The organism is Gilliamella sp. B3367, from assembly GCF_026536825.1.
Taxonomy (GTDB): Bacteria; Pseudomonadota; Gammaproteobacteria; order Enterobacterales; family Orbaceae; genus Gilliamella; species Gilliamella apicola_E.
In genome coordinates this window covers 221,497-234,089 of record NZ_JAFNNJ010000001.1, presented here as the reverse complement: position 1 = coordinate 234,089, position 12,593 = coordinate 221,497, and the positions used below count along the sequence as shown (strand labels likewise).

The window sequence follows — 12,593 nt, the reverse complement described above, 5'->3', positions numbered from 1 at the left end:
ATTTAGGTATAAAAATCTTCAATGATTATAATATGTTGAGACAATTAATTTAATACATCAATAACGACTAAAATTTATTTCTATCATCATACCAAATGGTCTTTTTTTATGAAAGTATTACCTAATTAAATTACCTTAATTTGATTATTCTCATTTTTTAAAAGCTCTATTTTTTAGTCGCCTTTTTAAATAATTCAATATCTTTTTCAGCACTAGATCATAAACAAATTCTGCAAAAAATTAATAAATTTTGTGACCAATTTCACAGAGTTAACTAATTTATGAATGTTTATAAAAAAAACTTGATACTGTATAACAATACAGTATAATGTACCCCAATATCCTTACTTATTGGAATTTTATTATATGAATGAAAACAAACAACGTGCACTTTCTGCAGCATTAAGCCAAATCGAGAAACAATTTGGTAAAGGTTCAATAATGCGTTTAGGTGATACTCAGACACTAGACGTAGATGCGGTTTCAACAGGTTCTTTAGGGTTAGATATTGCATTAGGTATCGGCGGCTTGCCAATGGGAAGAATTGTTGAAATTTTTGGGCCGGAGTCATCAGGGAAAACAACATTAACATTATCTGTTATTGCTCAAGCACAAAAAGAAGGTAAAACCTGTGCATTTATCGATGCTGAACATGCTTTAGATCCTATCTATGCAGCTAAGTTAGGTGTTCAAGTCGATGATTTATTAGTTTCTCAACCTGATACAGGAGAGCAAGCTCTTGAAATTTGTGATGCATTAGTTCGTTCTGGTGCAGTTGATGTGATTATTGTGGACTCGGTTGCAGCATTAACACCAAAAGCAGAAATTGAAGGTGAAATGGGCGATTCTCACATGGGGTTACAAGCACGCTTAATGTCTCAAGCATTACGTAAATTAACCGCTAATATCAAAAATGCAAATTGTCTTGTCGTTTTCATTAACCAAATTCGTATGAAAATTGGTGTAATGTTTGGAAATCCAGAAACCACTACCGGTGGTAATGCCTTAAAATTCTATGCATCTGTTCGTTTAGATATCCGTCGTACTGGTGCGGTAAAAGAAGGCGAAGATGTTATTGGTAGTGATACGCGTGTAAAAGTAGTTAAAAATAAAGTAGCTGCACCGTTTAGACAAGCTGAATTCCAAATCCTTTATGGATGTGGTATCTCTAAAGAAGGTGAATTGATTGATTTAGGTGTTAAACATAAATTAGTCGATAAGGCTGGAGCTTGGTATAGCTACAACGGTGAGAAAGTAGGTCAAGGTAAAGCAAATTCAATTAAGTTTTTACAAGAACATCCTGAAATTGCCAAAGAACTTGAAACTAAATTACGCGATTTATTGTTAAACAGTCCTGCTGTTTTCTCTGCTGATGATGAAGACGTTTCGGCAGATGATGAAAGCTTTGAGTAATGGAAAAAAAACTCAATAAATTAATCTTAAATAAAGCTGTGCAATTACTTGCACAGCGTGATCACTCATCATGCGAACTTAGCCGAAAATTAACATTATTTTTTAGCAAAAAAATTACTTGCTCAAAAGATGATTATCCAGAACAACTAAATAAGTTAAAAACAGAAATAGAACATGTAATTGCACACTGTACTAATCAACATTGGATGGATGATAAGCAGTATATTGAAAAGTATATCTTTATGCGTGCTCATAAAGGTTATGGAAAATATAAAATAAGCTTGGAATTAAAACAGCGAGGTTTGCCATCAGATCTTAGTAGAGAGCTATTACTTTTAGCTGATATTGATTGGTCAAAAATTGCATGTCATCAATTATTAAAAAAGTTCAAACTTATCGAACCAAAAAATAATCAACAAAAACAAAAAGTAATACAATTTTTAAAGGCCCGAGGATTTACACAACTTGATATAAAAACTGCGTATAGTTTGTTGACTTAAATTATTATAGTCCCTACAATATTACTTAGATAATACCCATTACGTAAAAAGCTCTCAAGATCTTTTAATTTTATTCCTTATTACTTATTAATAGTAACTAGATCAATCGTTGTACTAAGAATATTTACTTTTCAACTTAAGTTGTAACGGGTATATTACTATGTCTAAAAATTTATCGTTTAATATGGAAGCATAAATGAAAAGCACTGCAGAAATTCGTCAAAGTTTTCTTGACTTTTTCCATAGCAAAGGACACGAAATCGTTGCAAGTAGTTCCCTTGTTCCACACAATGACCCAACACTTTTATTTACAAATGCGGGAATGAATCAGTTTAAAGATGTTTTTCTTGGTATTGATAAACGACCTTATACCAGAGCAACAACATCTCAACGTTGTGTACGAGCAGGCGGAAAACATAATGACCTTGACAACGTAGGTTATACTGCTAGGCATCATACTTTTTTTGAAATGCTTGGGAATTTCAGTTTTGGCGATTATTTTAAACGTGATGCGATTCATTTTGCTTGGGAACTACTAACCAGTGAAAAATGGTTTAATCTTCCAAAAGACAGATTGACGGTTACTGTTTATGCAACTGATGATGAAGCATTTGCTATTTGGGAAAATGAAATCGGTATTCCTAAAGAGCGTATCATCCGCATAGGCGATAATAAAGGTGCACCATATGCATCCGATAACTTTTGGCAAATGGGTGATACAGGACCTTGTGGGCCTTGTACAGAAATTTTTTATGATCATGGTGATCATATATGGGGTGGACCACCTGGAAGTGCAGAAGAAGATGGTGACAGATTTATTGAAATTTGGAATCTCGTCTTTATGCAATTTAACCGCCTCGCTGATGGTACTATGGAACCTTTGCCTAAACCATCAGTTGATACTGGTATGGGGCTTGAACGAATAGCAGCTGTGTTACAACATGTCAATTCAAATTATGATATTGATTTGTTTAAAACATTAATAAAAGCTGCTGCTGAAATCATTCAAGTTAAAGATTTAGAAAGTAAATCATTAAGAGTAATTGCAGATCATATACGTTCTTGCGCCTTTTTAGTTTCTGATGGAGTCCTACCTTCAAATGAAGGGCGTGGTTATGTATTACGTCGAATTATTCGCCGAGCAGTACGCCATGGACATATGTTAGGTGCTAAAGATATTTTCTTCTATAAGCTAGTTAAACCATTAATTGACGTAATGGGAAGTGCTGCTAATGAATTAGCAAATAATCAAAAGATAGTTGAAAATACACTTAAAACTGAAGAAGAGCAGTTCTTAAAAACATTAGAACGGGGTTTATTCTTACTAGACCAAGAGTTAGGTAAGATTACTAACAATGTATTACCTGGCGATATTGCTTTTAAACTCTATGATACTTATGGTTTTCCATTAGATTTAACCGCTGACGTTTGTCGCGAGAAGAATATCACTATTGATGAAAATGGCTTTAATCAATGCATGGAAGAACAACGTAAACGAGCTCGTGAATCTAGTTCATTCAGCGTTGATTATAGCAATATGATTAAGCTTGATGATAAGACAGAGTTTTTAGGTTATCAATCTAGCGAAGCTTCAGGAAAAGTGATTGCAATCTTCCAAAATGGAAACAAAGTTGAAACAATAAATGCCGGTGATCAAGCTGTTGTCATATTAGATAAAACACCATTTTATGGTGAATCTGGTGGTCAAGTTGGCGATAAAGGTGTATTAACCGCTGCCGATTTAGTATTTAACGTTTCAGACAGCCAGAAATATGGTAAAAGCATTGGTCATATAGGTAAGGTCACCAAAGGATCATTGAAAGTTGGTGATATAGTAACAGCTGCAATCGATGTAGAGATACGTGAACGCATTCGTCGTAATCATTCTGCAACACATTTATTACAAGCCGCGTTACAACGTATTTTAGGAAGTCATGTACATCAAAAAGGATCATTAGTTAACGATAGCTATCTTCGGTTTGATTTTTCACATAATCAACCGATTACATCAGAACAAATTGAAGAAATTGAAAATTTAGTTAATCAACAAATTCGACGTAATTTACCAGTAGACATAGAACTCATGCCTATTGATCAGGCTAAAAATAAAGGTGCTATGGCGCTATTTGGTGAAAAATACGAAGATATTGTAAGAGTATTAACTATGGGAGATTTCTCCATTGAGCTTTGCGGTGGAACACATGTTGATAGAACTGGAGATATAGGGCTATTTAAAATTATTTCTGAGTCAAGTATTGCATCAGGAGTACGTCGTATTGAAGCTACTTCAGGTCAAAATGCGATGGAATATATACACCATGAATCCAATTTGCTAAATCAAATTGGACAATTGGTTAAAAGTGATAAATCTGCTGTTTTATCACGAATTGAGCAACTGCTCGATCAAACCAAAACACTTGAAAAAGCAATAGAGCAGTTAAAAGCCCAACAAGCTAGCCAACAAAGTGGGCAATTGCTTAATCAATGTGTGGAAATAAATAATAAAAACTTACTAATTGCTAAGGTTGATAACGTCGAGGCAAAAATGTTACGTACCATGATTGATGATCTCAAAAATCAATTAAAAACTGGCGTAATTATTTTAGCTGCTGTCAATGATGGCAAAATCAATTTAGCTGCTGGTGTAACCAATGATTTATTAAACATTGTTAAAGCTGGCGAATTAGTTTCTCAATTAGCATTAAAAGTAGGTGGTAAAGGCGGTGGGCGGCCTGATTTCGCCCAAGCAGGTGGAATGGATCTTTCGGCGTTACCAGAAGCGTTATCTTCTGTAAAAAAGGAAATCAGTAATAAATTACAAGCAAGTTAGCCGGAAGTACTCCAGTGTTGTTAATTAGACATTAGTGTATTTCTGTAAAATTACGTCTTTCTATCTCTTCGATAGTAGGCTGACGAAGCTATATCTTAAAATTGTTTGGATATATACTTAACTGATATTAGGAGATCTAATGTTAATTTTAACTAGGAGAGTAGGTGAAACACTTATCATTGGTGACGATGTTGTTATTACCGTCTTGGGCGTGAAAGGTAATCAGGTCAGAGTCGGTATTAACGCACCTAAAGAAGTTTCTATTCATAGAGAAGAAATCTACAACCGTATTCATCAATCACAAGACAAAGTTGATGAATTAGTTCAACCCAAAGAGTAATATTGGGCACTAAATAAACAACCAGCACGTGTTCGCAAAAAAATGTTTGACTTATTTTTTGTAGAACGTAATATGTGCGCCACACATTATGATTTTGTTGTTCAAGCAGAGTCATAATGTTTTGGTGAGATGGCCGAGAGGCTGAAGGCGCTCCCCTGCTAAGGGAGTATGCGGTCAAAAGCTGCATCGAGGGTTCGAATCCCTCTCTCACCGCCATTTTAAAAATTAAAATATGCATCCGTAGCTCAGCTGGATAGAGTACCCGGCTACGAACCGGGCGGTCAGGGGTTCGAATCCCTTCGGATGCACCATTTTAAAATCTAATACGCATCCGTAGCTCAGCTGGATAGAGTACCCGGCTACGAACCGGGCGGTCAGGGGTTCGAATCCCTTCGGATGCACCATTTTTTACGAACTTACAAGCATCCGTAGCTCAGCTGGATAGAGCACTCGGCTTCGAACCGAGCGGTCAGGGGTTCGAATCCCTTCGGGTGCGCCATTTAAGCATCCTAAAAACCTTCTTCGATTTATAATGCAAATTAAACGTTATATTGAATATCATGAAAGGTTATACTCATTAACAATGTTATTTACTTTTTAGCTTATTAGGACTACAAACTATTTTAAAAACGTTGAATGCTATAAATCACTATACAAAGCTTTTTCTGTTTTCCCTTAAATATTACCCTACCCGCTCTTAAAAAGCTTCGTACAAGCTTAAATTTTAAATTGGCAATAATAAAATTAAAGTACATCGATTTAGAAAAATAAAGTTATAAAAAGAACATCTAGGACAACCGAAAAATAATTACTTAAAAGCTTTGTTTATACTTTCAATGATGAAATTAAAGAATTAAATATTAAGAAGCCTATATTGAATGTTTGATATGAAATGCAATGCGTTTATTGCAGAAACAATTGGGTATTTATTAGAACACAATCTTTTATTCATAATAAGCTGACAGCTTTTAATTCACCATAACATTATTCTTTATTTATGAGATTAATGGTTAGCTGATAATAATATACTGCCAATTACGAAAAAGAATAAAAACCATAATACAAGGGTAATGATTCCACAAACGATTCCTGCTGTTGCAAAACCAGAACCACTTTTGTTATTAGTTTTTATATCACTTTTAGCAACTGCACTTAATACTATAGCTACAATAGCTAATACAATGCTTATAAGGCCTATTGGGATTAGTGATATAATTCCGCAAACCATCCCTGCTATAGCTAAACCACTTATTACTTTATATTGCTGTTGATCCACTTATTTTTTGCTCCGTAAAGATTTCGAAAAGTTAAACAAATTGTGATTAAGTATAATATTATCGGTTTAGCAGATCAATCTAAGACAGATTCCACTTTACCAATGGCAAATCATAATAATTTATTCCATTAAATATCTTAATAAGATTTATATCAGCAAAAATATACATATAATCTTAAATAAATGGTTTGTACGTTGATTTACAACTATGAAATACAGAAAAATAGACTTCAACTCAAAATACAGCATTGGTATTATAAAATTTACTAAAAAATGATTGTTAATAACTTGTATTTGTTTTTCCTTTTATGAATAATAGTTAAGTTAAAATATTCAACAGTATTAGCAAATAAAATAATAAATAAAATTTATATATGTATAAAATCAGCGTATATAAAAAATGATTATTTTTTATCCTATTGAACTACATTGGTTTATGGCTATCAGTTAGATTTCTTCGGGTTTACCACTTCGGTTGAAACCCGATATAATTCTAGTATACTAAGCTCACAAATTTCATATGTGTTATTCATCATATTTTTTGTTAACTCAAACAGAAAATTAAATAGATAACATTAATAAACGATAATGGACTTTTTTATGTTGGACCCAAATTTACTTCGAAACGAATTAGATCTTGTTGCTAGCAAATTAGCACGTCGTGGTTTTAAATTAGATGTTGAAACCATTCGACAATTAGAAGAAAAGCGCAAAATATTACAAGTTGAAACTGAAAATTTACAAGCACAGCGTAATGCCCGCTCTAAAGCTATTGGGGAAGCTAAAGCACGTGGTGAAGATATTTCAGTTGTACGAGAAGAAGTAAACCAATTAGGCGAAAAGCTTAACAGCGCTAAAGCAGAGCTTGATATCCTTTTAAACCAAATTAAAGATATTGCATCCAACATTCCAAATATTCCTGATGACTCTGTACCCGATGGTAAAGATGAGAGCGATAATGTTGAGGTATCTCGTTTTGGTACACCAAGGACTTTTGATTTTCCAACCCAAGACCATGTCGCTTTAGGTGAACGTTTTGGTGGCCTTGATTTTGCTGCTGGGGTAAAACTTACTGGTGCACGTTTTGTGGTGATGAAATCACAATTAGCCCGTTTACATCGAGCAATTACTCAATTTATGTTAGATCTGCATACTGAACAACATGGCTATGCTGAAATTTATGTTCCATATCTTGTTAATCATGCTACCTTATTTGGCACAGGTCAATTACCTAAATTTGCAGGTGATCTTTTCCATACTAAACCTCTCGATGAAGAAGCTGAAAGCAGTAACTATGCATTAATTCCAACAGCAGAAGTGCCGGTAACTAACTTAGTGCGTGATGAGATACTTGATGAAAGCCAGCTTCCGATGAAAATGACTGCTCATACACCTTGTTTCCGTTCTGAAGCAGGCTCTTATGGCAAAGATACCCGTGGCTTAATTCGTATGCATCAGTTTGATAAAGTCGAACTTGTGCAAATTGTTAAACCGGAAGAATCTATGAAAGCTTTAGAAGAGCTGACAGCACATGCGGAAAAGGTTTTACAGCTACTTGAATTGCCATACCGTAAAATCGTATTGTGTACCGGCGATATGGGCTTTGGTTCATGCAAAACTTACGATCTTGAAGTTTGGGTACCGGCTCAAAACACTTATCGAGAAATCTCGTCTTGTTCTAATATGTGGGATTTCCAAGCTCGCCGAATGCAAGCTCGATATCGTAATAAAGCGGATAACAAAACCTATTTAGTCCATACCTTAAATGGCTCAGGATTAGCTGTTGGACGCACATTAGTGGCAATCATGGAAAACTACCAACAGGCAGACGGAAGCATTAAAGTGCCTTCTGTTTTAGTACCATATATGAATGGTGTTGAAGTAATCGGTTAACCATGTACTAAAAGTTTGCTTACTTCATTTTTAGCGCTATTAATTAGCGCTATTTTTTTATTAAAGGTGGAAAAATGATTAAAGGTGTTGTCCTTTCAATACTCGCATCATGCCTTTTTGGCTTACTTTACTACTATCCGGTTTTACTACAGCCTCTTCCTGTGGTTGACATCTTTTGCTGGCGTTTATTAACCTCGTTTCCAGCCATAGTGGTGTTAGTCTTTATAGAACACCAGTGGTCTGCAATTAGGGATTTATTTAAGCGTATTAGAGAGCAACCGATGATTTTAGTCGGATTGATCTTTTCCTCCCTATTGTTAACTATTCAGATGTTAATTTTCATTTGGGCACCGCTTAATGGGCATGGCTTATCGGCTTCTTTAGGTTATTTCTTATTACCATTAACCATGGTGATTTCAGGTCAAATTTTTTACAAGGAAAAACTCAGTTTTTTGCAAAAGATTGCCGTTTGTCTTGCTGCTATCGGCGTAGCCGTTGAAATCTATACCACAGGCGCATTTTCGTGGGAAACAGCAGTGGTTGCATTGGGTTACCCCATTTACTTTATTACACGTCGTAAATTGCAAATAGAGGGGATTTGTGGCACCTTTTCCGACTTCTTTTTTATATTTATTGGTTGCGTGATTTATTTCGCCTTTAATTACCCATTTAGCCAGATTGTGAGTGATATTACGCACTTTCACATTTTTATCCCAATGCTAGGGATCATTACTGCTATCGCCTTTGCTATGTACTTTTTAGCTAGACGACTATTACCTTTGGGATTATTTGGTTTGCTTGGATATGTTGAACCCGTTTTATTAACGCTTGTATCAGTTCTATTTTTACATGAATCGATCTCGGCACAACATATTATCTCTTACAGCTTTATTTGGTTGTCAGTATGTGTACTTGCGCTGGAGGGAACGATTTTTGTTTTGCGAGCAATAAAGCGTAAAAGAATTAGATAAAAAAGGATAGCAACTAAAAAGGTACCATAGCCGGTACTTTTTTATTATCATGTTATTTACTAAATGTAACCGATTGACCATAACTTTCTATGATCTGTTGTATTCTGTCTAAGGTTTCTCGCGGTGGCGCCTCTACCCCTTCTAACTGATATTTATCTCCGAACGTATCCCATTTGTAAGCGCCCATTTTATGATAGGGTAATAACTCTACTCGCTCAATATTCTCCATACCTTGAATAAATTGCCCTAAAAGATGTGCGGAATTATCATCATCAGTCCACCCCGGTACAACCACATATCGTATCCAGGTTCGCTTATTAATTTTTTGTAGATATTTAGCAAACTCGAGCACACGCTTATTAGGTACGCCAACTAGTTTTTGATGTATTTCATCATTGATTTGTTTGAGATCTAACATGACTAAGTCTGTCACTTCCATAAGTGCTTCAACTGTGTGATCTAACTGTCTTGCATAACCATTGGTATCTAAGCATGTGTGAATACCTTCTTGATGACAAGCTTTAAACCATTCAGTAATAAACTCAGATTGTAGTGTCGCTTCGCCGCCAGAAGCGGTTACGCCCCCGCCATTAGGCATAATAAAACTTTTGTAAGTAACGATCTCTTTCATCAGTTCATCAACAGTGACTTCACGGCCTGCTTTTAAATCCCAAGTATCTCGGTTGTGGCAGTACAAGCAACGCATCAAGCAACCCTGAAAAAAAACAATGAAACGTATACCAGGCCCATCTACGGTACCAAACGACTCATAAGAGTGGATGCGACCTTTGATTGGTTGCTTTGTTGTCATAATAATATTTTGTTCCATAAAAATTCTCTAGTGCTTGCTCATATTACTTTTTTATTGTTTAAGATATTTTAACTCATATGATACTTTCTTACACCAATTGTATTAATTGGATAATCGCTTATTAAATTAATGATGAGAATAACAGTTGAAAAACATTCTTTTTAATAATATTGATATGGAATCAATAAATCTTAATCTTATTCTGATAAAAAAATAGCGCCTCAAGTAGGCGCCATTTTAAGTTAGTATCAGTTAACTAAATTACATTGATTGTGTGAAAGTACGTGTAATAACGTCTTTTTGTTGTTCTTTAGTTAGTGAGTTGAAACGTACTGCATATCCAGAAACACGAATAGTTAATTGTGGATATTTTTCAGGATGTTCCATCGCATCTAATAATGTTTCACGATTTAATACGTTAACATTTAAATGTTGACCACCTTCAATAGTAGCTTCGTGATGGAAGTAACCATCCATTAAACCAGCTAAGTTACGTTTACGAACATCATCATCTTTACCTAATGCATTAGGAACGATTGAGAAAGTATATGAAATACCATCTTTCGCATAAGCAAATGGTAGTTTAGCAACAGATGTTAATGAAGCAACCGCACCTTTTTGGTCACGTCCGTGCATTGGGTTAGCACCTGGTCCAAATGGCGCACCAGCACGACGACCGTCTGGAGTGTTACCTGTTTTCTTACCATATACAACGTTTGAAGTAATGGTTAATACAGATTGTGTAGGAATCGCATTACGATAAGTTTTAAGTTTTTGAATTTTCTTCATGAAACGTTCAACTAAATCAACTGCAATATCATCTACACGTGGATCGTTGTTACCGAATTGTGGATATTCACCTTCGATTTCAAAGTCCACTGCTAAACCATCTTCATCACGAATAGTTTTTACTTTTGCATATTTGATAGCTGATAATGAGTCAGCAGCAACAGATAGACCTGCAATACCACATGCCATTGTACGAATAATGTCACGATCATGTAGTGCCATTAATGATGCTTCGTAGCTGTATTTGTCATGCATATAGTGAATTGCATTTAGTGCAGTTACGTATTGTTTTGCTAACCAATCCATAAAGTGATCTAAACGTGCAAATACTTTGTCAAAATCAAGATATTCGTCAGTGATTGGATCTTCTTTTGGTCCAACTTGCATTTTAAGTTTTTCATCTACACCGCCATTGATTGCGTATAGAAGAGTTTTAGCAAGGTTGGCACGCGCACCGAAGAATTGCATTTGTTTACCAACGATCATCGGGCTTACACAACATGCGATTGCATAGTCATCGTTATTGAAGTCAGGACGCATTAAATCATCATTTTCATATTGTAATGATGAGGTATCAATAGATACTTTAGATGCGAACTCTTTGAATCCACTTGGTAACTGTTCTGACCAAAGAATAGTCATGTTAGGCTCAGGTGATGGACCCATTGTATATAGTGTGTTTAAGAAACGGAATGAAGTTTTAGTAACTAAAGTACGTCCGTCAACACCCATACCTGCGATTGATTCAGTTGCCCAAATTGGGTCACCAGAGAATAATTCATCATATTCAGGCGTACGTAAGAAACGAACCATACGTAATTTCATAACGAAATGGTCAACAATTTCTTGAGCGTCTTTTTCAGTAATTAAACCTGCTTCAAGATCACGTTGGAAGTAAATATCAAAGAATGTAGAAGTACGACCAAGAGACATTGCCGCACCATTTTGAGATTTAACTGCAGCTAAGTAACCGAAATATGTCCATTGCACTGCTTCTTGAGCTGTTTTAGCTGGTCCAGAGATGTCGTAGCCATATTTAGCTGCCATTTCTTTGATTTGACCAAGAGCACGATGTTGTTCAGCGATTTCTTCACGACGTTGCATAGTCATTGCTAAATCAACACCATTTTCAAAATCAGCTTGTAATGAATTGAATTGAGCAAATTTATCTTGCATTAAGAAGTCGATACCGTAAAGTGCAACACGACGGTAATCACCAATGATACGACCACGGCCATAAGCATCAGGAAGACCAGTGATAACACCTGATTTACGACAACGAAGGATATCAGGAGTGTAAATATCGAAAACACCTTGGTTATGAGTTTTACGATACTCAGTAAAGATTTTTTTGACTAAAGGATCAAGAGTTCGGTTGTATGCTTTACATGAGTTCTCGATCATTTTGATACCACCAAACGGGATAATCGCACGTTTTAATGGTTTTTCAGTTTGTAAACCAACAATCTTCTCTAAATCTTTTTCGATATAACCTGCATCATGAGCAGTAATAGTAGAGATTACACTTGTATCAAAATCTACAGGAGCATGAGTAGCATTTTCAATTTTAATGCCTTCCATGACTTTATCCCATAATTTAGTTGTAGCATCTGTTGCGCCAGCTAAAAAAGATTCATCACCTTCATATGGTGTGTAATTTTTTTGAATGAAATCGCGAACATTGACATTACTTTGCCAATCACCCTCTTTAAATCCTTTCCAAGCCGTTGCTTGTACTTCGTTTAAATTACTCATAGTTATTAACCTCAG

General features: G+C 35.3%; 9 protein-coding genes and 4 tRNA genes. 10 read left to right on the top strand and 3 right to left on the bottom strand.

Features of this window, described 5'->3' with window-relative positions; genetic code table 11:
• Positions 1 to 366: 366 nt before the first annotated feature.
• The 8 genes from recA to J3U23_RS00965 all read left to right on the top strand — a co-directional run bounded on the left by recA (position 367) and on the right by J3U23_RS00965 (position 5,582).
• Positions 367 to 1,413 carry a recombinase RecA gene (recA, locus tag J3U23_RS01000; protein ID WP_065562294.1) on the top strand — a complete coding sequence of 349 codons (1,047 nt, stop codon included), beginning with the start codon at positions 367 to 369 and terminating at the stop codon, positions 1,411 to 1,413.
• Complete coding sequence (locus J3U23_RS00995; RefSeq protein ID WP_267330067.1) at positions 1,413 to 1,913, top strand: regulatory protein RecX; 501 nt, start codon at positions 1,413 to 1,415, stop codon at positions 1,911 to 1,913. The genes recA and J3U23_RS00995 overlap by 1 nt, the downstream gene beginning before the upstream one ends.
• Positions 1,914 to 2,109: 196 nt before the next feature.
• Positions 2,110 to 4,743: an alanine--tRNA ligase gene (alaS, locus tag J3U23_RS00990; RefSeq protein ID WP_220225106.1), complete on the top strand. Its 2,634-nt coding sequence runs from the start codon at positions 2,110 to 2,112 to the stop codon at positions 4,741 to 4,743.
• Between the two features lie 139 nt (positions 4,744 to 4,882).
• Positions 4,883 to 5,083 (top strand): carbon storage regulator CsrA, encoded by a 201-nt coding sequence (gene csrA, locus J3U23_RS00985; RefSeq protein WP_065562297.1) that lies wholly within the window; start codon positions 4,883 to 4,885, stop codon positions 5,081 to 5,083.
• Between the two features lie 123 nt (positions 5,084 to 5,206).
• Positions 5,207 to 5,299 (top strand) — tRNA-Ser (locus J3U23_RS00980).
• 18 nt (positions 5,300 to 5,317) lie between these two features.
• Positions 5,318 to 5,394 (top strand) — tRNA-Arg (locus tag J3U23_RS00975).
• 16 nt (positions 5,395 to 5,410) lie between these two features.
• Positions 5,411 to 5,487 (top strand) — tRNA-Arg (locus J3U23_RS00970).
• Positions 5,488 to 5,505: 18 nt separating this feature from the next.
• Positions 5,506 to 5,582 (top strand) — tRNA-Arg (locus J3U23_RS00965).
• Positions 5,583 to 6,086: 504 nt separating this feature from the next.
• Here the strand turns inward: J3U23_RS00965 and J3U23_RS00960 are convergent.
• Complete coding sequence (locus J3U23_RS00960) at positions 6,087 to 6,359, bottom strand: DUF4190 domain-containing protein (protein WP_065734217.1); 273 nt, start codon at positions 6,357 to 6,359, stop codon at positions 6,087 to 6,089.
• Between the two features lie 600 nt (positions 6,360 to 6,959).
• Here J3U23_RS00960 and serS point away from each other — a divergent pair.
• Positions 6,960 to 8,252, top strand: coding sequence for a serine--tRNA ligase (gene serS, locus J3U23_RS00955; protein ID WP_267338214.1), 1,293 nt, complete (start codon positions 6,960 to 6,962; stop codon positions 8,250 to 8,252).
• Positions 8,253 to 8,326: 74 nt separating this feature from the next.
• Positions 8,327 to 9,223, top strand: coding sequence for an EamA family transporter RarD (gene rarD / locus J3U23_RS00950; RefSeq protein WP_065734215.1), 897 nt, complete (start codon positions 8,327 to 8,329; stop codon positions 9,221 to 9,223).
• Positions 9,224 to 9,275: 52 nt separating this feature from the next.
• Here the strand turns inward: rarD and pflA are convergent, their stop codons facing one another.
• The gene (gene pflA / locus J3U23_RS00945) at positions 9,276 to 10,034 is read right to left on the bottom strand and encodes a pyruvate formate lyase 1-activating protein (RefSeq protein ID WP_267330064.1); all 759 of its coding nucleotides are present in this window, start codon (positions 10,032 to 10,034) and stop codon (positions 9,276 to 9,278) included.
• 261 nt (positions 10,035 to 10,295) lie between these two features.
• Complete coding sequence (pflB, locus tag J3U23_RS00940; protein WP_267336726.1) at positions 10,296 to 12,578, bottom strand: formate C-acetyltransferase; 2,283 nt, start codon at positions 12,576 to 12,578, stop codon at positions 10,296 to 10,298.
• Positions 12,579 to 12,593 lie beyond the last annotated feature (15 nt).